The organism is Pseudomonas sp. EA_65y_Pfl2_P78, from assembly GCF_963970495.1.
Taxonomy (GTDB): domain Bacteria; phylum Pseudomonadota; class Gammaproteobacteria; order Pseudomonadales; family Pseudomonadaceae; genus Aquipseudomonas; species Aquipseudomonas baetica_A.
In genome coordinates this window covers 1-19,319 of record NZ_CAXAON010000045.1, presented here as the reverse complement: position 1 = coordinate 19,319, position 19,319 = coordinate 1, and the positions used below count along the sequence as shown (strand labels likewise).

Here is a 19,319-nt window from a genome sequence, read left to right as displayed (position 1 = left end):
CGCTGGCAAAAAATTCCAAGTCACTTTGCAGCCCACCCTCGCCAATACGGGGTCGCTCTGAAGCAACAGCAGGTTCGATCCGGGTTCAGGCAGCGAACAGGTTTTTCATCGCCGCATATTGCAATAGCATGATGGTCTTGGCATCGCAGATCTCGCCGCGATAAAACGCTGCCATCGCATCATCAAAAGACCACTCCAGCACGTCCAGTTCTTCCGTCTCTTCTTCCAGGCCCCCACCCTCGCTGACCTTCGATGCTGCATCGTATTCGGCAATGAAGAAGTGCAGTTTCTCGGTCACCGAGCCAGGACTCATGTACGCCTCGAACACCTTCTTCACTTCACTGACGCGATAGCCGGTTTCTTCCTCGGCCTCGGCACGAATCCGTTGTTCAGGGGCCTCACCTTCAAGTAACCCCGCCGCCACTTCGATCAACAAACCGTCATGGCCGTTGACAAACACCGGCAAGCGGAACTGACGGGTCAATACCACCGAACGCTTCTCGCGATTGAACAGCAGAATCGCTGCGCCATTACCCCGGTCATAGACCTCGCGAGTCTGGCGCTGCCACTCGCCGTTATTTCGGTGATAGTCGAAGGTGATTTTCTTCAATAGATACCAGTCGTGGGACAACACCTGAGTGTCGATGATATTGACCCGCTCGGCGGTGGTAGACATGGCGCCTGATCCCTTTTTTCATCGGTAGGCAGCCATGGTCGAATAATCTCTGCAACAAAAAAAGCCCGGCAGCGCTACCGGGCTCACTCAGTTGCGACTAACTCGCAAGGGTTCCGTGAATCAGCGGCCCATAACGCCGGCTGAACTCCCAGTTGTACGGCACGCGGTCCTTGCTCACACCGTTGTCCCAGTTAACCGACCAAGTCATGAGGCCCTTGATCGGATGCCCCTTGATGGCCAGCCGTTTGAGCACGTTGCCCACCACGGTTTTGTCGATCACATAACCGGTGGCCGCCGCATCGACGTTGGCCGGCAGACCGATGACGAATTTGTCCGCCGCGATCTTCGTGAATCCCCGAGTCCCCGTCACCAGACTTTCGGTCAGGTAATACAGGAAGTCCTCCTTGAGCGCGTCGTTGTTCTGCGCGATCCACGCACCGGCACCGTTGTTGGCCTCAGGCACCCAGACCCCGTCGCCACCCTGGTTGTAGAACTGCGGGGCGATGAAGTCGTAGTAGCCTTCCAGCGCTTGCAGGTAGCCGACGTATTTGCCGGTGCTGGTGAGATACGGGAACTCCGGGGCCATGCTGATGATGAAGTGCTTGCCTTGGCCGGCGTAGTGATCCTTGACCAGTTTCAGCGCTGCCGGCAGCACCGTCTTGTTGGCAGCGAAATCAATCGCGCTCTGTTCAAGATCGATGTCCAGCCCATCAAAACCGTAGGTTTCCACCAGACGGATGATTTCATTGGCCAGCGGTTGCTCCTGACCGCTGCGCAACTCGATGTGCGCATCGGCGCCACCCAGGGAAATCAGGACGGCCCGCCCTTGACTGTTGAGCACGCCGACCTGGCGGCGGAACTCGGCATCGGAAACGTTGAATGGCTTGAAGGTCGGGATACCGTTGCCCCTCATGAAGGCCACGGCGACCACGTTGTATTCCTTGGGTACATCCTCCAGCGCGATGCTGGCGAATCGGCCCTGACGATACCCGTCGCTCGGCCCCGCCGGCCAGTTGTGCCAGAAGCCCATGAGGATTTTTTTACCGGCAATGCTCGGCATCAGCGCAGCAGCATCGCTCGCCGCGTTTTGCACCAGAGAAAAATCAATTTTTGACATGTTCTAATCCTTCAGAACGCGTGGGTTTGGCGACGTTGCGCCGTTATTTGAAGTCGACGTCGAAGGCCTGATAGAAAGCGTTGCCGGTGTTGGCGACGATCCACATCAGTACGATGACGTGATGCCCCTTCTTGTTCGTCGGAAGCTTTACCTCGTGGTTAACCTTGGCCTTCATCTCGGCCGAATGGCTGTAATACGGCACCTGAGTGTAGAAGTCTTCGAAGAACGGTTGCGCTTCCAGTTGGGCGCGGGTAATGCGTTGGTTCGAGTCCCAGCCATCCTTGGTGATCAGCCAGCGATAACCACGCGTAGTGTGCGGCGCGGTGTATTCCCACTTGATTTCCAGGGTCTGCCCCGGTGTGACATTGAGCAGCGGCCAGGCGAACGGACGACCGAGCTTTTTGCTCATTTCGTCGTTGGTGAAGTTCACGCAGTCGCGGGGATCGGTCTTGCCGCCGCTGAGAATGTAGCCGTCAGCAGGTGGCGCGACACTGTCAGAGTCGGTTTCGTAGGGCGCCGGAAACGGCCCGGCAGCCAGTGCCGGGAAGTTCTTGCCACCTTCCATTTCATTGACCTGCCAGGCACCGAGCAGTCCTTGCTCGATAGCGACCGCACCCCGGCTCGCCGGGGAAGTGACGCGACCGTGTCGCAGTTGGGTTTGTACTTGTGGTTGATTCATGTTTTTCACTCCGTTGATTTAAGAACTCTCCTTTGCGAGGAGAGGCCTTCAAGCTAACGGAGACGGATTTTTTGTCCATCGGCGGTTTTGTCGCAGTCAGACCGGGCATCATCGGTAAAGTGACCGAAACACTGGATATAAACACAGTGCATTGTGGCGACTCGTACTCGACACATAGCCAAAGGCGTACGCGTCGAGGTTACAAAATCGTGCATCTGCGACTCAAGGCAGTTGAGCCTGGAACTCCTTTTCGTACTGCCCGGCGAGCTGCTCTTTCTGTTTCTCGTCGAGCAACTTTCCGGCCATCTGGAAGAACTTCTGCTCCTCTTCCTCAAGGTGGTGGTGGACCTTGTCCGAGAGCTTTTTAGCCGTCGCCAGCCATGCCGGACTGGACATCTCGGTCTCGTCCAGTTCTTCCATCATTTCGTCCATTTCATGGTGCTCGGAAATGGCATGACGGCTGAGATCGACACCGTTGTCGAACTCCATCAGCGGGATGTAGAAGTGTCGCTCTTCAGCCGTTTCATGAGCTTGCAGTTCGGCTTTGAGCTGTTTGTAGGCCTCGACCCGCTCGGGGCTGTCGCCACTGGTCTTGACCAAGGCTTTGGCGTAGCTGCGCTGGCGGTCGTGGCTCTCGCGAAGGGCTTCGAAAATGTTCATGGGGTGTCCTCATCAACCGCGTGCTGGAATGACGCTGTAAATGGCTAGACCCCGGCGCGGGAGCGGTGGTTCCAGCGGTTTTAAACTGACGCTTGGAACACGACCACCAGGCAGGATAGTCTGGCGCCTTACTCCACAAGGAAGTCATGCATGAACTTGCGCATCGAGTTGTCAGAGAACCCGAACGAAGAACAACGCAACGCCATCCTGGCGCCGCTGCGTGCCCACAACGTCGCCAAAGCAGGCCCCTCGACACTGGAGCCCATTGCACTTTTGGTCCGTGACGAGCATGACGCGATCCTTGGCGGCCTGTATGGCCACACGTTCTATCGGTGGATGTTCATTGAACTGTTGGCGGTGCCGGAAGAGGGCCGCGGTCAGGGCATCGGCTCAAAATTGATGCAGATGGCCGAAGAGCTTGCGCGCAAGAAAGACTGCGTGGGGATCTGGCTGGACACCTTCTCGTTTCAGGCGCCTGAGTTTTACAAGAAAGTGGGCTATAGCGAGTGTGGCGAGATTACGGATTATCCGCTGGGGCACAAGCGGCACTTTTTCCAGAAGCGCCTTGTAGATTGAATTCAGTAGCGCTTTTGTAAGCAAGCCGCCCCACATTGAAAGGCATTTCAAAGGTGGGGCGGGCTTGCGACGCTTCAACCCACGATCAGAGACAAGTCGCCAACGCCGCCAAACGCCGCTTGGCGACAAAATCGTCCTTCTGCGCGTAATAATTCAGCGTCGTGCCCGATGGCCCCGTCAGCACATCGACAAACGACTCAGCCGAACGGGTATAAACCGTCGTGCCACCCTGCTGGCGCGATTCCAGATACGCGGCGGCATCCACGCCGAAAACCGCTTCATCCTGCCAGCCGAATTGCACGCACTGAGCCACTACTTTCTCCGCCTTGTCCGAAGTCAAAACCTTGTAAGGGGTTTTGGTGCGAGCATCGTTCATCGCGGAGCCCGCGCAACCGGCCAGCAGCGTCGCCGCCAGCGCTACCATCAGAATTCGCATTGCGTTCGCTCATTCAGAAAAAAGCGGACTGTATCATCGCAGCAGCAGAAATCGTTCTGCTTTACTGCATTTATAGCGCGACATGCGCTGTCAGCTACGGCAACCTAAGGTCATCAGCCTCACAAAGGAAAACACATGGCGCCTACCGACCAGCGACATGAACATGCCCTGAAACTATTTCTCGACGCGCGGCCTGATTTGCGCGAAACCCTCGACCACCTCAATCCATTGCTGGCCCAGGCCAAAGGCGAAACCCAAGCGCAGTTTCGCGAAGAACGTCTGCACGAAGCCTATGAAGAGGAGGCAGAAAGCCTTGGCTTGTTCGCTTGGGAACTGACCTTGAAACTGACCGCCGATTCGCCTGAGGAGTATCAGGCGCAGCGTCTGGAAGTGCATCGTGAAGTCGCGGAGATGGCCGGCATGGAATGGCTGGAATACTGCGATCTGTATGGCATAGAACCCTAACCGCCGCTCAAGGACACTTTCGCCGATGCTGCCATCCGCCTCGACTCACCGCGCCAGCCCCGGCCATCTGCACAAGCAAAAATGGCGCGGGCGTGTGGGCCTGGCGCTGGTTGCCAGCCTGTCGGTACTGGCCGGGATGACCGACGCTATCGGCTTCATGGCCAGCGGCGACTTCGTTTCGTTCATGAGCGGCAACACCACCCGACTGGCGGTGGCGATCAGTGATGGCGATATCGGGCTGACCGTGCGCCTGGTGATTCTTGTCGTGACGTTCATTGTCGGTAACGCCTTGGGCGTACTCGTCGCGCGTCTCGGCGGGCGCCGGGCGCTGCCGCTGCTGCTCTGCATCGCCACCCTGCTCTGCGCGTCGGCGGCCTGGCCGTTTGACACGCAACTGCCGGCGCTGCTCGCAGCGATCATTGCGATGGGCATGCTCAACGCGTCCGTCGAAGAAGTGAACGGCCTACCGGTTGGGCTCACCTATGTCACCGGCGCGTTATCGCGGTTTGGACGCGGTCTGGGCCGATGGTTGCTCGGCGAGCGGCGCAGTGGCTGGCGCGTGCAACTCGTGCCGTGGAGCGGGATGTTTGTCGGCGCAATTGTGGGCGCGGTGCTGGAACATCATTTAGGACTCAAGGCAATGTTCGTCAGCGGTGTGCTGGCCGCGATGATCGGGCTGCTCTCTCTGAAAATCCCCAGGCGCTGGCAATTGGGTTACATGCCGCGCTGACGACTCAGCGTTTTTTGCCTGACACTTCGCTATCGCCAGCAGGCAACATCGATTTAGCCGCCTCGCCGATAAAGCTTTATCATGGCCGCAGTTTTGCTGATCGAGTCCGTCATGAAGTTCGCCATTGCGCTGTTTTCCGCCGCCCATGCGCCCTCCTCGCGCCGTGCCCTGCTGTTTGCGCAGGCCGCACTGGCCGCCGGGCATGAGATTGTCCGGCTGTTTTTCTATCAGGACGGCGTCTACAACGCCTGCGACGCGCTGGTCACCCCGCAGGACGAACTGGACGTGCCCAAGCAGTGGCGCGCTTTCATCAGCGAGCAACAACTGGACGGCGTGGTGTGCATCGCCGCGGCCCTGCGCCGAGGGGTGCTGAACGACGAAGAAGCCAAGCGCTATCAACGCGGCGCCGTCTCCGTCAGTGCGCCGTGGGAACTGTCCGGCCTCGGCCAGTTGCATGACGCGGTGCAAGACGCTGACCGCCTGATCTGTTTCGGAGGTGCGTGAGATGGCCAAATCCTTGTTGATCGTCAGCCGCCAATCACCGTGGTCCGGCCCCGGCGCCCGCGAAGCGCTGGATATCGTGCTGGCGGGCGGTGCTTTCGATCTGCCGATCGGCCTGTTGTTTCTCGATGACGGCGTGCTGCAATTGGCCGCTGGACAAAACGCCAAGGCGCTGCAACAGAAAGACCTGAGCGCCAACCTGCAAGCGTTGCCGATGTTTGGCGTCGAAGAGCTGTTCTACTGCGCCGACAGCGCCAGTTCCCGTGGCCTCGCCGATCTATCGCTGGACGAAGCACAACCGCTCGCTGCCGAGCAAATCACCGCCCTTATTGACCGTTACGACCAGGTGATCACCCTCTGATGTCGACTTTGCATGTGTTGTCTCACTCACCATTCGGCGACGATCGCCTGACCAGTTGCCTGCGCGTGATCGGCAGCGCCGATGCATTGCTGTTGTCGGGGGACGCGGTGTACGCACTACAACCGAACACCGCGCCATTCACTGCACTGCAAAACCGTCAAATCAAGCTTTTCGTCTTGGCCGAAGACGCACAGGCCCGTGCTGTGCAGGTTCCGGACTGGGCGCAAGCGATCGATTATCCGGCCTTCGTCGAACTGTCGATCCAGCACGACAAGGTCAACAGTTGGCTATGAATTCCATGACCCTCGGCGATCGCGCCATCGATCTGGACAAAGACGGCTTTCTGGTTGATCTGAGCGATTGGTCTCACGATGTCGCCGCCGCCCTCGCCGCCGCCGAAGGCATCGAGTTGACGCCTGAACACTGGGAAATCCTCGAACTGCTGCGCAGCTTCTATGCCGAATTCCAGCTCTCGCCGGCCACTCGACCGCTGATCAAATACACCGCGTTAAAACTCGGACCGGACAAAGGCAACAGCCTGTACCTGAACCGATTGTTCAAAGGCACCCCCGCCAAACTCGCCGCGAAACTGGCGGGCCTGCCCAAACCGACGAATTGCTTATGACCGACTTTCCAGCGCTCACCCTCGAAACACCCGCCGAACATCCGTTCGCTCAATTTGTGCGAATTCTGGGCAAGGGTAAACGCGGCGCCCGCGATCTGACCCGTGAGGAAGCCCGCGAAGCCATGGGCATGGTGCTCGACGACAAGGTCGAAGACACCCAGCTCGGCGCGTTTCTGATGTTGCTGCGGCACAAGGAAGAAAGCGCCGAAGAAATGGCCGGTTTCACCGAGGCCCTGCGTGAGCGATTGCAGGCGCCGGCGCTGAATGTCGACCTGGACTGGCCGACCTACGCGGGCAAGAAACGTCATCTGCCGTGGTATCTGCTGGCGGCCAAGTGCCTGGCGCAGAACGGCATACGCATCTTCATGCACGGCGGCGGCGCGCACACCGCCGGACGCCTGTACAGCGAGCAAGTGCTGGGCGAACTGAATATCCCGCTGTGCCGCAACTGGCAACAGGTCGCCGTCGCACTGGACAACGGCGGGCTGGCGTTCATGCCGCTGGTGGACTGGGCGGCGCCACTGCAACAGATGATCGACCTGCGCAACACGTTGGGGCTGCGCTCACCGATCCACTCGCTGGCGCGGATTCTCAATCCGCTGGGCGCACGTTGTGGGCTGCAAAGCATTTTTCACCCGGGCTATCAGGCGGTGCACCGCGATGCCAGTGGTTTACTCGGTGACACGGCGATTGTGGTCAAGGGTGATGGCGGCGAAATCGAGATCAACCCGGATGCCACCAGTCACCTGTACGGCACCACAGGCGGCGAGAGCTGGGACGAGGAATGGCCGCAAATGTCGGCGCAACGTCATGTCAAACCAGCCTCGCTGGACGTCGATCATTTGAAAGCCGTGTGGCGCGGCGACGTCGTCGACAGCTATCCGCAGATGGCGTTGATCTCGACCATGGCGCTCGCCCTGCGCGGTCTCGGCCAGAGCCGTGAGCAGGCGTTCGAAACCGCCGAGCAATACTGGACTGCGCGGGATAAATCGATTTAACCGATCATTTGCGCCTGATCTTTGCGCTTTTTGTTCGAACTCATGGGAATAGACTCGACGCCAACGATTATTGGTTTCAGGAGCCTTGGACATGGGTTTATTAGTGGATGGCCTTTGGCAGGACAAGTGGTACGAAAGCACCAAGGACGGCGCGTTCCAGCGCGAACAGGCGCAGCGCCGGCACTGGGTCACCCCTGACGGCAAGCCCGGCCCTAGCGGTGAAGGTGGTTTTGCCGCCGAAGCCGGGCGCTATCACCTCTACGTTTCCCTCGCCTGTCCATGGGCGCATCGCACGCTGATTCTGCGCAAACTCAAAGGCCTGGAAAGTCTGATCGACGTCTCGGTAGTCAGTTGGTTGATGCTGGAGAACGGCTGGACCTTCGACACGTCGCTAGGCTCGACCGGTGACAAGCTCGATCACTTCGATTTCATGCACCAGCGCTACACCGCTGACACCGCCGACTACACCGGTCGCGTCACGGTGCCGGTGTTGTGGGACAAGAAACTCAAGCGCATCGTCAGTAACGAGTCAGCGGAGATCATCCGCATGTTCAACAGCGCCTTCGATGGTTTGACCGCCAACGACCTGGACTTCTACCCAGCGCCACTGCGCGGTGAAATCGATGCGCTGAATGAACGGATCTATCCCGCCGTGAACAACGGCGTATATCGCGCCGGGTTTGCCACGTCGCAACAAGCTTATGAAGAAGCGTTCGATGAGGTGTTTGCAGAACTGGATCATCTGGAACGCGTGCTCGGTGCCAATCGCTATCTATCCGGCGAGTACCTGACGGAAGCAGATATCCGTTTGTTCACCACGTTGATTCGCTTTGATGCGGTCTATCACGGGCACTTCAAGTGCAACCTGCGGCGGATTGCCGACTACCCGAACCTGTCGAACTGGCTACGTGAGCTGTATCAGTGGCCGGGGATTGCCGAGACGGTGGATTTTCAGCACATCAAACATCACTACTACGGCAGTCACAAGACCATCAATCCGACGGGGGTTGTGCCGAAGGGGCCAGAGCAGGACTTCACTGAGGCCCATGATCGGGCGCGGTTGGGCGGGAAAGGGGTGTGGCAGAGGGGTTAGTTGATTCGGTGTTTTTGAGGGCCTCTTCGCGAGCAAACTCGCTCCCACACTAGATCTGTGTCGTTCACAAATCCAATGCGGGAGCGAGCTTGCTCGCGAATGAGACGACGCGATCTTCAGACCTGCGCCTGAGCGCCCTCAAACCACGCCAGTTTCTCGCGCAGTTGCACCACTTCACCGACGATCACCAATGTCGGTGCATGCACTTCATGCTCTGCCACCATTCGCGGCAAGTCAGCCAGCGTGCCGGTGAAGACGCGCTGATTGACCGTGGTGCCCTGCTGAATCAGCGCTGCCGGGGTGTCCGCCGAGCGACCGTGCTTGATCAACTGCTCGCAAATCACCGGCAACCCCACCAGGCCCATGTAGAACACCAACGTCTGCGCCGGGGCGACGAGGTCGGCCCACGGCAGATCGGTGGATCCGTCCTTCAAATGCCCGGTGACAAAGCGCACTGACTGCGCGTAGTCACGATGGGTCAGTGGAATCCCGGCGTACGCCGCACAACCGCTGGCTGCCGTGATACCGGGTACGACCTGGAATGGAATGCCGTGCGCGGCCAGCTCCTCGATCTCTTCGCCGCCACGGCCGAAGATAAACGGATCACCGCCCTTCAATCGCACGACTCGCTTGCCGGCCTTGGCCAGATCGACCAATTGCTGGTTGATCTGATCCTGCGGCACGGCGTGGTCGGCGCGACGCTTACCGACGTAAACCCGCTCGGCATCGCGACGGCACAGATCAAGAATGGCCGGTGCGACCAAACGGTCATACAGCACGACGTCAGCCTGTTGCATCAGACGCAGCGCACGGAAGGTCAGCAGATCGGGATCACCCGGCCCTGCTCCCACCAGATATACCTCACCCGTGGTGACGTCGGCCTCGCCATCGATCTTCGCTTGCAGCAGCCGCTCGGCCTCGGCGCCCTGCCCGGCCAGTTGCCGGTCGGCAATCGGCCCCTGAAACACGTCTTCCCAGAACCCGCGACGCTGCTGCACATCCGGAAAAAGGCTTTTGACCTGATTACGGAAACGCGCGGCGAGACCGGCCAGTTGTCCGTAGGTCGACGGAATCCAGGTTTCGATCTTGGCGCGGATCAACCGGGCCAACACCGGCGCATCGCCGCCGCTGGAGATCGCAACGATCAGCGGCGAGCGATCGACGATCGCCGGGAAGATCACGCTGCACAAGGCCGGGGCGTCGACCACGTTGACCGGCACGCAACGCCGATGGGCATCGGTGGAGACTTGTGCGTTGAGCGCTTCGTCATCCGTGGCGGCAATGATCAGCACGCAACCGTCCAGATCCGCTTCCGCGTAACCGCGAACCCGGCATTCGCCACCGCTGGCCACGACCAGCTCACGCAGCTGTGTTTCGATTTCAGGTGCAACCACCCGCAGCTGCGCACCGGCATCGGCCAGCAGGCGGGATTTGCGCAAGGCAATTTCCCCCCCGCCGACGACCAACACACGACTGCCGCGCAGGTTGTGAAACAGCGGCAGATATTTCATTTAGCCGATGACCTCAAGGCCACCCATGTAAGGCTTCAGCACGTCCGGCACGCGGATCGAACCGTCGGCCTGCTGATAGTTTTCCAGCACGGCAACCAGCGTGCGGCCAACAGCCAGACCGGAACCGTTGAGGGTGTGTACCAGTTCAGGCTTGCCGGTTTCCGGATTGCGGAACCGCGCTTGCATACGACGGGCCTGGAAATCGCCGCAGTTGGAGCACGACGAGATTTCGCGGTATTTGTCCTGGCTCGGAATCCACACTTCCAGGTCGTAAGTCTTGACGGCGCTGAAGCCCATGTCGCCGGTGCACAACGCCAGGGTGCGATACGGCAGGCCGAGCAATTGCAGGACTTTTTCGGCGTTGGCGGTCAGGCCTTCCAGCGCTTGCATCGAGGTCGACGGCTCAACGATCTGGACCATTTCAACCTTGTCGAACTGGTGCTGACGGATCATGCCGCGGGTGTCACGGCCCGACGCACCCGCCTCGCTACGGAAGCACGGGGTATGGGCGACGAACTTGATCGGCAACAGTTTCGAATCGACGATTTCGCCGGCGACGATGTTGGTCAGTGACACTTCCGCCGTCGGGATCAGGTACAGATCGGCTTCGCCTTCGCGAGCGATCTTGAACAGGTCTTCTTCGAACTTCGGCAATTGACCGGTACCTTGCAGCGCCGGAGCCTGAACCAGATAAGGCGTGTAAGCCTCTTCATAGCCGTGCTCGTTGACGTGCAGGTTGATCATGAACTGCGCCAGTGCGCGGTGCAGACGGGCGATCGGGCCACGCAGCAGGGCAAAACGTGCGCCGGACAGTTTGGCGGCGGTTTCAAAGTCCAGCCAGCCGAACTTTTCGCCCAAGGCGACGTGGTCCTGAACCGGGAAATCGAACGCGGTCGGAGTGCCCCAGCGGCGCACTTCAACGTTGTCATCTTCGTCTTTGCCGACCGGCACGGATTCGTGCGGCAGGTTCGGGATACCGAGCAGGATCGAGTCCAGTTCGGTCTGAATTGCGTCCAGCTCGACTTTGCCGGCGCTCAGTTCGCCCGCCATGCGCTCGACGTCCGCCATCAGCGGTGCGATGTCTTCGCCACGCTGTTTGGCCTGACCGATGGATTTGGAACGCGCGTTACGCTCAGCCTGCAATGCTTCGGTGCGGGTCTGGACGGTCTTGCGCTGTTCTTCCAGCGCTTCGATGCGCGCGGTATCCAGGGCAAAGCCACGGGAAGCCAGGCGGTCCGCTACGTCCTGAAGGTTGCTACGTAACAGTTTGGAATCGAGCATGTCGGTTTCTCGTTATCAAAGTTTGGTCAAAGACAGGCCAGCCCACGTTGCGAGCAGCCCGCCGAATACGCTGAGCGCCGCATAGCCCAGGGCCAGCGGCACTTGCCCGCTTTCCAGCAGGCGCACCGTATCCAGTGAAAAGGATGAAAAAGTCGTCAGCCCACCCAGGAAGCCAACGATCAACCCGGCACGCAACTCAATCGGCACGTCCGGGCGGATCAAAAACAGGCCGTACAACACGCCAATCAGCAGACAGCCCACGATATTAACGGCCAGCGTCGCGGTATAGAAGTGCCGCGGCCAATTGGCATTGATCCAATTGCCGGTAACAAAGCGCAACAATGTACCGGCGGCCCCGCCGATGGAGACCGCAACTATCAATGGAATCACTATTTTCTCCGCTGTCTTGGGCTTAAACGGTCGAGTTGGGCAAGGTGATTGAGCTTCTCGCCGATCTTCAATTCCAGGCCACGCGGCACCGGCTGATAGAAGGGGATCGGCTCGAGTTCTTCCGGGAAATAGTCTTCGCCGGCCGCATAGGCGTCCGGCTCGTCATGGGCATAACGGTATTCGTCGCCGTAGCCCAGTTGTTTCATCAGCTTGGTCGGTGCGTTGCGCAGATGCAGCGGCACCTCCAGCGAGCCGTTTTCAGCGGCCGCGCGCAAAGCGGTTTTGAAGCCCATGTACACCGCATTGCTTTTCGGTGCGCAGGCCAGATACGTAATGGCCTGAGCCACCGCCAACTCGCCTTCCGGACTGCCGAGGCGTTCTTGCACTTCCCACGCCGCCAGGCAAAGGCTGAGGGCACGCGGGTCGGCATTGCCGATATCTTCGCTGGCCATGCGCACCACGCGCCGGGCCAGGTACAGCGGGTCGCAACCGCCGTCGATCATCCGTGCAAACCAGTACAGCGCGCCATCCGGATTGGAACCACGCACTGATTTGTGCAGCGCGGATATCTGGTCATAGAACGCCTCACCGCCCTTGTCGAAGCGACGACGGGTGTCACCGAGCAGACTTTGCAGGAGTTCGATGCCGATCTCGCTGTCGTCTTCGGCCAGATCCGAAGCGTTCTCCAGGAGATTAAGCAGCCGCCGCCCATCGCCATCGGCGGCGGACAACAGCATCTGGAAGCCTTCATCGCTCAACGTCAGGTTGCGCTTGCCCAAGCCACGCTCTTCGCTGAGCGCGCGGTGTACAAGCTTGCGCAGCGCCGCCTCGTCGAGGCTTTTCAGCACGTAGACGCGAGCCCGCGACAACAAGGCGTTGTTCAGTTCGAACGAAGGGTTTTCGGTGGTGGCGCCGATGAAAATCAGCGTGCCGTCTTCAACGTACGGCAGAAATGCATCCTGCTGGGACTTGTTGAAGCGGTGCACTTCATCGACGAACAAAATCGTGCGCTTGCCGTACTGGCCGGCCTGCTGCTTGGCGATTTCAACAGCCTGACGGATCTCTTTGACCCCGGCGAGAACTGCCGAGACTGTTTCGAAGTGCGCGTCCGAGACTTCGGCGAGCAACCGCGCCAGCGTGGTCTTGCCCACGCCCGGCGGCCCCCAGAAGATCATCGAATGCAGGGCACCCTGCTCCAGCGCCTCACGCAGAGGCTTGCCGCGAGCGAGCACGTGCTCCTGACCGACATACTCATCCAGATTGGTCGCACGTAAACGCGCGGCCAGCGGCTGGGCAATCGGTGCACTGCGAAACAGATCCATCACGTACCGTTGAAACCTCTAGTAGATCTTGAGACCGATGATTGCTCCTGTGGGAGCTTATTCCTGAATGACGTCGGCACCTTTCGGGATGTCGAACTTGAACTTGGACGCCGGCACCGCTTCGTTGGCCTTCACCCCGGTAAACAGGATGTTGGTGCGCTGACCAACGCTGTCGATCAGTTGCATGTCATTGAGCAGACCGTTGCGGAACGACAGACGCAGGCTGTCGAACAGGGTGTCCTTGGTTTTCGGCTTGAGGGTGAAGTCGATCACGCCACCCGCCTCTTTCGCCGAGATGTCGAAGCTCTGGCTGATTTTCGACACGTCACCCGACAGCAGCAGCGCTGGAGTCTGGGTCAGACGTTCGTCGAGCTTCTTGATGGTGGCCTGTTCCAGATCCGGGTCCCACAGGGTGACTTTCTTGCCGTCGGAGACCATGGTCTGCTCGGCCGGCGCATTGGTGTGCCAGTAAAACAGGCCCGGGCGCTGCAGGGTCATGTCACCGGTGGTTTCCTGCAACTGAGTGCCGCTGCCGTCGAGGGTCAGTTGCGAGAAGTTAGCAGTCAGGGTCTTGGAGGTTTCCAGCAATTGGGTCAGACGAGCCACGTCCTTGTCATCGGCGTGGGCCGTGAGTGTGGTCAAAGCCAGTACTGGCAACAGCATGCGGATAAGACGCATGGGAGTCCTCTTGAATACTCGTTGGGAGGGGACGGCGCATCATTGCACCGTCCTTTTGTTAGTCATCAGGGGCGCTGAATCAGTCGCGTACCGGGCCCGGAGCCAGGACTTCACGCGACCCATTGGTGTTCATTGAAGTGACGACACCGGCCATTTCCATAGCCTCGATCATTCGCGCGGCGCGGTTGTAGCCGATTTTCAGCTTGCGCTGCACCGCGGAAATCGATGCGCGGCGGCTTTCGAGGACGAACTGAACCGCTTCGTCATATAGCGCATCGGCTTCCGGATCATCGCCGTCGCCACCACCGCTGCTGCCCTCAAAGCCGCTGCCCGCCTCTTCGACACCGTTGAGGATGTCGTCGTTGTACTCCGGTGCGCCGCGCAGTTTCCACGCTTCAACCACGCGGTGTACTTCATCGTCGGAAACGAACGCGCCGTGAACCCGAATAGGCAGGCTGGTGCCCGGTGGCATGTAGAGCATGTCACCGTGGCCAAGCAGTTGTTCGGCGCCGCCCTGGTCGATGATGGTCCGCGAGTCGATCTTGCTCGACACCTGGAACGCCATACGCGTCGGAATGTTGGCCTTGATCAGACCGGTGATCACGTCCACCGACGGCCGCTGGGTCGCAAGGATCAGGTGAATACCCGCGGCACGCGCCTTCTGCGCGATCCGGGCAATCAACTCCTCAACCTTCTTGCCGACGATCATCATCATGTCGGCGAATTCATCGACGACCACGACGATGGTCGGCAGCTTGCTCAGCAGCGGCGCTTCGTCATGAATGCTTTCACGCTTGTACAGCGGATCGCTCAACGGCTCTCCGGCATCCTGCGCTTCCTTGACCTTGGCGTTGAAGCCGGACAGGTTACGCACGCCCATCTTCGCCATCAGCTTGTAGCGACGCTCCATCTCCGCGACGCTCCAGCGCAGGGCATTGGCGGCGTCCTTCATGTCGGTGACCACCGGGCAGAGCAAATGCGGAATGCCTTCGTAGATCGACAGCTCAAGCATTTTCGGGTCGATCATGATCAGTTTGGCGTCTTCCGGGCCGGACTTGAACAGGATCGACAGAATCATCGCGTTCACACCCACCGACTTACCGGAACCGGTGGTACCGGCTACCAGCAAGTGCGGCATCTTCGCCAGATCGGTAATGACCGGTTTGCCGCCGATATCGTGACCCAACGCCAACGTGACCGGCGATTTGAAGTTGTCGTACTCAGGCGTCGACAGCACTTCGGAGAAGCGCACGATCTGCCGGTCTTCGTTCGGGATCTCGATACCGACCGTGGTCTTGCCCGGAATGACTTCGACAACACGCACACTGGTCACGGCCAGGGAGCGCGCAAGGTCTTTCGCCAGGTTGGCGATGCGGCTGACCTTGACGCCGGCGGCGGGCTGAATTTCATAACGGGTAATCACCGGGCCCGGGTGAATCGAATCCACGGACACCTCGACACCGAACTCCTTGAGTTTGATCTCCAGAAGGTGGCCGACCGCAGCCAGGGACTCCGGCGAGTAATTGAGTTGTTTCTTTTCCGCCGGGTCAAGGATCGAGATTGGCGGCAAAGTGCCTTCCACGGCGCTGTCAACGAACAACGGCGCCTGCTTCTCTTTCTGCACACGCTTGCTTGGCTCCGGCGCCTTGACCGGGGCTGGCGCGATGACCGGCGGCACCTGTTTCTCGCGCTCGGACATGTGTTTGCTCAGGGCCTGCTCGCGTTCGATCAAGCGCTCTTTGACCTTGGCCTGCTCACGTTTGTCGGTGACAGTCGGAGCAACGACATCATGGACTCGGTCATCGACTTCACGCAGTTGTGCAACCAGTTGCTTGCGTTCGGTGCGCGCCGACCACCAGCGGTTGAGCGCGCCCTGAAACAGCTCGAACAGGTCGAGGGTGATCTTGCCAGTGATGTCCATCACCTTGAACCACGACAAGTCGGTGAAGACGGTCAGGCCGAACAGAAACAGCGCGATGAACAGCAGCGTGCTGCCCTGGATATTCAGCGCATTCTTCGCCAGATCGCCGAGACTCTCGCCCAAGGCACCGCCGGCACCGGCCGGCAGACCGGTCGCGGCGTGAAAATGGATGTGTGCCAGCGCAGCGCCGGACAACACCAGAAACACCAGACCGATCAGCCGCCAGGAGAACAGCCAGCCGCTCCACTGCCACTGCTCGTGGCGCTGACGGAAGATCTGATAGGCCTTGATCGCCAGTAGCAAGGGGAAGATATAGGCAAAATAACCGAGCACCATGAACAGGATATCGGCGCTGTAAGAGCCCGCCGGGCCGCCGAAATTCTGTACGTCGTCGATCTTGCTGTTGTGGCTCCAGCCCGGATCGTCCTTGCCGTAGGTCAGCAAGGCCATCATCAGGAACAGGCACAAAGCGCCGATGGCGATCAATGCACCTTCCTTGAGCCGGTAGTGCAATTGCTGGCGCCAGAGCGGAACGACTGTTTTTGGTGCTTCGGTGGATTTCTTCAAAACGCTTCTTTTCCTGCGCCCAAGGCGCGTCCATCTATTGAATGACGATAAAAAACTGCCCAATCCAGACAGGTGAAAAGTTGACGGGCACAACTGAGACTACTTTTAACATTGCACTGATGCTTTCATAAACACAGCCATAAGCATCGCACGCAGCGAATATTCTGTAACAGCCCGGCATTGTACGGGTTTGTGCGTCTGATGCCATGCTTCAACGCCCAGGTTTGAGCATAGCCAAGCGTACAGAACCTGCGATTCAATTTGAGCATGCATTGTCTTTTGTGACAAAGGCTTATGAGGTGTATTTGATGAACATAGCGAAGCATTGCCACCCACACCTCGCAACCTGTCACTGACTGCCCGTCAAGCCTGTTGCATGCCCGACCACGCCGCTCGCTTACGACCGCATCAAGCTTGCCAAGTTGCAACACTGCAAACGTCAGGCAGGATCGGCACGACATTCGCGCCATTTAGCGGCACACTTTAGCGCGGGCTAACAGCCCACATCACCCTCCCCTTCTGCAAGCCTGGATGCCATGCTGACTTGGTTACAACGTAATTCCCTGACTTTTCCGCCGCTGGAAAAGGCCATGCGCGACCCCAATGGACTGCTCGCCGCGGGCGGCGATCTGTCCGCCGATCGCCTGATTCAGGCTTATCGTCATGGCTGCTTCCCATGGTTTTCCGAGGGCCAGCCTATTCTTTGGTGGTCACCAGACCCTCGCACCGTGCTATTTCCCGACGAACTGCATGTCTCGCGCAGCCTCGGCAAATTACTGCGCAAAGCACGCTACCAGGTCACCTTCGATCAGGACTTTGAGGCGGTGATCCACGCCTGCGCCGCCCCACGGGACTATGCCGATGGCACCTGGATCACCGAAGCCATGCAGGAGGCCTACATTGAATTGCATCGGCGCGGCTTCGCTCATTCAGTGGAAGTCCGGGATCAGGGCAAACTGGTCGGCGGCCTGTATGGCTTGGCGATGGGACAGCTGTTTTTTGGTGAATCGATGTTCAGCCGCGCGGATAACGCCTCCAAATATGGCTTTGCCACCTTGGTGCAGCACCTGAAGGACTCGGGTTTTGTGCTGATCGACTGCCAGATGCCAACCGATCATCTGCACAGCCTTGGCGCCCGGGCGATTCCCCGCCACGAATTCGCGGAATATCTGGCTCGGCATCTGGATCAGCCCAATGATGCGACCTGGGTTTGCTGAGCGACTTTTGCGCGCGTGGCTTACACTTAATTCACCAGCTTACCCCGAGGGTTGATCATGACCGAGTTGGCGCGTTTGAAGTTCTATGCCACTCAGCCCCACTCTTGCAGTTATCTGCCCGAGGAGCAGGCCACGACCCTGTTTCTCGATCCGAGCCAGCCCATGGATGTGCATGTTTACGCAGATCTGTCGGAAATGGGCTTTCGTCGCAGCGGCGATCATCTGTATCGCCCCCATTGCCAGAATTGCAATGCGTGCGTGCCTGCACGCATTCCGGTGGCGCTGTTCACCCCCAATCGTCAGCAAAAGCGCATTTTCAAGCGCAACGCCGATTTGCAGGTTCATCCGGCCAAACCCAAATTCAGCGAAGAATATTTCGACCTGTACCAGCGCTACATCGAACAGCGTCACGCTGACGGCGACATGTATCCGCCGAGCCGCGATCAATTCTCCACGTTTCTGGTTCGCGACCTGCCCTTCTCGCGCTTTTACGAATTTCGTCTCGACGGACGGTTGCTGGCGGTGGCAGTGACCGATTTGCTACCAAACGGCTTGTCAGCGGTGTACACCTTCTACGAGCCCGCCGAAGAGCGCCGCAGCCTGGGCCGCTTCGCCATCCTGTGGCAAATTGCCGAAAGCCAACGCATGGGGCTTGAGGCGGTTTACCTGGGTTACTGGATCAAGAACTGCAAAAAGATGAACTACAAGACCCAGTATCGCCCCATCGAACTGCTGATTAATCAGCGCTGGGTGATCCTGAACTAAACCCAAACCCTAAACCCCTTGGCGTAAACGCCATTTTTCGGGCACAATGCACGCCGCTTTTGCCTGGCGCAGTTGCACCGGGCCATTCATTGGATACCGAGGGCTTTACTGCATGTCGAAAGAAGACAGCTTCGAAATGGAAGGCACTGTCGTCGACACCCTGCCCAACACCATGTTTCGTGTGGAGTTGGAAAATGGGCACGTCGTAACCGCGCACATTTCCGGCAAGATGCGCAAGAACTACATTCGTATTCTTACCGGTGACAAAGTGCGCGTCGAGCTGACGCCCTATGACTTGAGCAAAGGGCGCATCACTTACCGCGCTCGCTAATCAAGTCAATACAGAACGCCCGGTTTATGCCGGGCGTTTTTGTGTCTGCACTTTAATGGTTTTGTGTGTATATCCGCTGCTGCGGATCCCTTTTTCAAACGCCGGAGTGCCGGCCCAGCAAAAAAACACCAAAAGGCTTTGCCCCTGACGCACGGCACTTCGCTGAGACTCAGTGCTCCCTCGCTACGGTTGAGCAACAGATCAAAAGATCGCAGCCTTCGGCAGCTCCTACATGGGGACTGGGTGTGTTCAGTGAAAATTCGGTGGCTGGTAAGCCGTCTTCGCCAGCAAGCTCGCCCCCCCCCCGGTGTCAGGATAGTTGTCGCCTCTCCGGTTTTTCCAAAAAAAGCATATCGGGGGCGGAAAGAGACTGGTCGTGCCGTACTATTCACCTGAACGCAGAGCCGCATTACTTAAGA

Annotated in this window: 22 protein-coding genes and 1 pseudogene; 12 read left to right on the top strand and 11 right to left on the bottom strand. The window is 58.9% G+C overall.

The genetic code is table 11. The features are described from left to right. Window positions 1-85 precede the first annotated feature (85 nt). The 4 genes and pseudogenes from AACY02_RS24155 to AACY02_RS24140 form a co-directional block, all read right to left on the bottom strand. A complete protein-coding gene (locus AACY02_RS24155; protein WP_339434098.1) occupies window positions 86-676 on the bottom strand; it encodes an NUDIX domain-containing protein in 591 nt (196 codons plus the stop codon). A gap of 115 nt (window positions 677-791) precedes the next feature. Then, window positions 792-1,793: pseudogene (locus AACY02_RS24150) on the bottom strand (chitinase); the annotation flags it as partial. A 43-nt stretch (window positions 1,794-1,836) separates the two neighbouring features. Further along, window positions 1,837-2,472 carry a lytic polysaccharide monooxygenase auxiliary activity family 9 protein gene (locus tag AACY02_RS24145; RefSeq protein WP_339434096.1) on the bottom strand — a complete coding sequence of 212 codons (636 nt, stop codon included), beginning with the start codon at window positions 2,470-2,472 and terminating at the stop codon, window positions 1,837-1,839. A 222-nt stretch (window positions 2,473-2,694) separates the two neighbouring features. Then, the gene (locus AACY02_RS24140) at window positions 2,695-3,132 is read right to left on the bottom strand and encodes a hemerythrin domain-containing protein (RefSeq protein ID WP_339434095.1); all 438 of its coding nucleotides are present in this window, start codon (window positions 3,130-3,132) and stop codon (window positions 2,695-2,697) included. A 150-nt stretch (window positions 3,133-3,282) separates the two neighbouring features. Between AACY02_RS24140 and AACY02_RS24135 the strand changes: the two genes are divergently transcribed. Then, window positions 3,283-3,708, top strand: a complete 426-nt coding sequence (locus AACY02_RS24135; protein ID WP_339434094.1) for a GNAT family N-acetyltransferase — start codon at window positions 3,283-3,285, stop codon at window positions 3,706-3,708. Between the two features lie 85 nt (window positions 3,709-3,793). On the opposite strand, the gene AACY02_RS24130 is transcribed toward AACY02_RS24135, so the two are convergent. Then, entirely contained in the window at window positions 3,794-4,144 is a 351-nt protein-coding gene (locus tag AACY02_RS24130) for a hypothetical protein (RefSeq protein WP_339434093.1), read from the bottom strand. Between the two features lie 135 nt (window positions 4,145-4,279). Between AACY02_RS24130 and AACY02_RS24125 the strand changes: the two genes are divergently transcribed. From AACY02_RS24125 to AACY02_RS24090, 8 genes are all read left to right on the top strand, one after another. After that, window positions 4,280-4,609: a DUF6388 family protein gene (locus AACY02_RS24125; RefSeq protein ID WP_221730362.1), complete on the top strand. Its 330-nt coding sequence runs from the start codon at window positions 4,280-4,282 to the stop codon at window positions 4,607-4,609. A gap of 25 nt (window positions 4,610-4,634) precedes the next feature. After that, window positions 4,635-5,339 carry a YoaK family protein gene (locus tag AACY02_RS24120; RefSeq protein ID WP_339434092.1) on the top strand — a complete coding sequence of 235 codons (705 nt, stop codon included), beginning with the start codon at window positions 4,635-4,637 and terminating at the stop codon, window positions 5,337-5,339. 111 nt (window positions 5,340-5,450) lie between these two features. Next, a complete protein-coding gene (gene tusD / locus AACY02_RS24115) occupies window positions 5,451-5,843 on the top strand; it encodes a sulfurtransferase complex subunit TusD (RefSeq protein ID WP_339434091.1) in 393 nt (130 codons plus the stop codon). 1 nt (window position 5,844) lies between these two features. Then, entirely contained in the window at window positions 5,845-6,201 is a 357-nt protein-coding gene (gene tusC / locus AACY02_RS24110) for a sulfurtransferase complex subunit TusC (RefSeq protein WP_339434090.1), read from the top strand. Beyond that, window positions 6,201-6,494, top strand: a complete 294-nt coding sequence (gene tusB, locus AACY02_RS24105; protein ID WP_339434089.1) for a sulfurtransferase complex subunit TusB — start codon at window positions 6,201-6,203, stop codon at window positions 6,492-6,494. The genes tusC and tusB overlap by 1 nt, the downstream gene beginning before the upstream one ends. Continuing rightward, a complete protein-coding gene (locus AACY02_RS24100; protein WP_339434088.1) occupies window positions 6,491-6,826 on the top strand; it encodes a TusE/DsrC/DsvC family sulfur relay protein in 336 nt (111 codons plus the stop codon). The genes tusB and AACY02_RS24100 overlap by 4 nt, the downstream gene beginning before the upstream one ends. Continuing rightward, window positions 6,823-7,824, top strand: a complete 1,002-nt coding sequence (locus tag AACY02_RS24095; RefSeq protein ID WP_339434087.1) for a glycosyl transferase family protein — start codon at window positions 6,823-6,825, stop codon at window positions 7,822-7,824. The genes AACY02_RS24100 and AACY02_RS24095 overlap by 4 nt, the downstream gene beginning before the upstream one ends. Before the next feature lie 91 nt (window positions 7,825-7,915). Then, a complete protein-coding gene (locus AACY02_RS24090) occupies window positions 7,916-8,917 on the top strand; it encodes a glutathione S-transferase family protein (protein ID WP_339434086.1) in 1,002 nt (333 codons plus the stop codon). 116 nt (window positions 8,918-9,033) lie between these two features. Here AACY02_RS24090 and cysG read toward each other — a convergent pair whose 3' ends face one another. The 6 genes from cysG to AACY02_RS24060 form a co-directional block, all read right to left on the bottom strand. Next, complete coding sequence (cysG, locus tag AACY02_RS24085) at window positions 9,034-10,428, bottom strand: siroheme synthase CysG (RefSeq protein ID WP_339434085.1); 1,395 nt, start codon at window positions 10,426-10,428, stop codon at window positions 9,034-9,036. Then, entirely contained in the window at window positions 10,429-11,709 is a 1,281-nt protein-coding gene (serS, locus tag AACY02_RS24080) for a serine--tRNA ligase (RefSeq protein WP_221730371.1), read from the bottom strand. A gap of 15 nt (window positions 11,710-11,724) precedes the next feature. Beyond that, the gene (gene crcB / locus AACY02_RS24075) at window positions 11,725-12,099 is read right to left on the bottom strand and encodes a fluoride efflux transporter CrcB (RefSeq protein WP_339434084.1); all 375 of its coding nucleotides are present in this window, start codon (window positions 12,097-12,099) and stop codon (window positions 11,725-11,727) included. Beyond that, window positions 12,099-13,421, bottom strand: a complete 1,323-nt coding sequence (locus AACY02_RS24070) for a replication-associated recombination protein A (RefSeq protein ID WP_339434083.1) — start codon at window positions 13,419-13,421, stop codon at window positions 12,099-12,101. Before AACY02_RS24070 ends, crcB begins: the two co-directional genes overlap by 1 nt. Window positions 13,422-13,478: 57 nt before the next feature. Further along, a complete protein-coding gene (lolA, locus tag AACY02_RS24065) occupies window positions 13,479-14,099 on the bottom strand; it encodes an outer membrane lipoprotein chaperone LolA (protein ID WP_339434082.1) in 621 nt (206 codons plus the stop codon). Window positions 14,100-14,178: 79 nt separating this feature from the next. Further along, a complete protein-coding gene (locus tag AACY02_RS24060) occupies window positions 14,179-16,587 on the bottom strand; it encodes a DNA translocase FtsK (RefSeq protein ID WP_339434081.1) in 2,409 nt (802 codons plus the stop codon). A gap of 536 nt (window positions 16,588-17,123) precedes the next feature. Here AACY02_RS24060 and aat point away from each other — a divergent pair. From aat to infA, 3 genes are all read left to right on the top strand, one after another. Further along, window positions 17,124-17,804, top strand: coding sequence for a leucyl/phenylalanyl-tRNA--protein transferase (gene aat, locus AACY02_RS24055; protein WP_339434080.1), 681 nt, complete (start codon window positions 17,124-17,126; stop codon window positions 17,802-17,804). Window positions 17,805-17,861: 57 nt separating this feature from the next. Beyond that, entirely contained in the window at window positions 17,862-18,569 is a 708-nt protein-coding gene (locus AACY02_RS24050) for an arginyltransferase (RefSeq protein WP_339434079.1), read from the top strand. Window positions 18,570-18,681: 112 nt separating this feature from the next. After that, window positions 18,682-18,900: a translation initiation factor IF-1 gene (infA, locus tag AACY02_RS24045; protein WP_002553999.1), complete on the top strand. Its 219-nt coding sequence runs from the start codon at window positions 18,682-18,684 to the stop codon at window positions 18,898-18,900. Window positions 18,901-19,319 lie beyond the last annotated feature (419 nt).

Excerpts from the sequence above, each read along its gene's own strand:
- AACY02_RS24100 (WP_339434088.1), top strand. The coding sequence starts at position 6,491 with ATGAATTCCATGACCCTCGGCGATCGCGCCATCGATCTGGACAAAGAC.
- serS (WP_221730371.1), bottom strand. The coding sequence starts at position 11,709 with ATGCTCGATTCCAAACTGTTACGTAGCAACCTTCAGGACGTAGCGGAC.
- AACY02_RS24140 (WP_339434095.1), bottom strand. The coding sequence starts at position 3,132 with ATGAACATTTTCGAAGCCCTTCGCGAGAGCCACGACCGCCAGCGCAGC.
- tusD (WP_339434091.1), top strand. The coding sequence starts at position 5,451 with ATGAAGTTCGCCATTGCGCTGTTTTCCGCCGCCCATGCGCCCTCCTCG.
- AACY02_RS24125 (WP_221730362.1), top strand. The coding sequence starts at position 4,280 with ATGGCGCCTACCGACCAGCGACATGAACATGCCCTGAAACTATTTCTC.
- cysG (WP_339434085.1), bottom strand. The coding sequence starts at position 10,428 with ATGAAATATCTGCCGCTGTTTCACAACCTGCGCGGCAGTCGTGTGTTG.
- AACY02_RS24090 (WP_339434086.1), top strand. The coding sequence starts at position 7,916 with ATGGGTTTATTAGTGGATGGCCTTTGGCAGGACAAGTGGTACGAAAGC.
- AACY02_RS24050 (WP_339434079.1), top strand. The coding sequence starts at position 17,862 with ATGACCGAGTTGGCGCGTTTGAAGTTCTATGCCACTCAGCCCCACTCT.
- AACY02_RS24135 (WP_339434094.1), top strand. The coding sequence starts at position 3,283 with ATGAACTTGCGCATCGAGTTGTCAGAGAACCCGAACGAAGAACAACGC.
- AACY02_RS24155 (WP_339434098.1), bottom strand. The coding sequence starts at position 676 with ATGTCTACCACCGCCGAGCGGGTCAATATCATCGACACTCAGGTGTTG.
- lolA (WP_339434082.1), bottom strand. The coding sequence starts at position 14,099 with ATGCGTCTTATCCGCATGCTGTTGCCAGTACTGGCTTTGACCACACTC.
- infA (WP_002553999.1), top strand. The coding sequence starts at position 18,682 with ATGTCGAAAGAAGACAGCTTCGAAATGGAAGGCACTGTCGTCGACACC.
- AACY02_RS24145 (WP_339434096.1), bottom strand. The coding sequence starts at position 2,472 with ATGAATCAACCACAAGTACAAACCCAACTGCGACACGGTCGCGTCACT.
- AACY02_RS24095 (WP_339434087.1), top strand. The coding sequence starts at position 6,823 with ATGACCGACTTTCCAGCGCTCACCCTCGAAACACCCGCCGAACATCCG.
- tusB (WP_339434089.1), top strand. The coding sequence starts at position 6,201 with ATGTCGACTTTGCATGTGTTGTCTCACTCACCATTCGGCGACGATCGC.
- tusC (WP_339434090.1), top strand. The coding sequence starts at position 5,845 with ATGGCCAAATCCTTGTTGATCGTCAGCCGCCAATCACCGTGGTCCGGC.
- AACY02_RS24120 (WP_339434092.1), top strand. The coding sequence starts at position 4,635 with ATGCTGCCATCCGCCTCGACTCACCGCGCCAGCCCCGGCCATCTGCAC.
- aat (WP_339434080.1), top strand. The coding sequence starts at position 17,124 with ATGCTGACTTGGTTACAACGTAATTCCCTGACTTTTCCGCCGCTGGAA.
- AACY02_RS24070 (WP_339434083.1), bottom strand. The coding sequence starts at position 13,421 with ATGGATCTGTTTCGCAGTGCACCGATTGCCCAGCCGCTGGCCGCGCGT.
- AACY02_RS24130 (WP_339434093.1), bottom strand. The coding sequence starts at position 4,144 with ATGCGAATTCTGATGGTAGCGCTGGCGGCGACGCTGCTGGCCGGTTGC.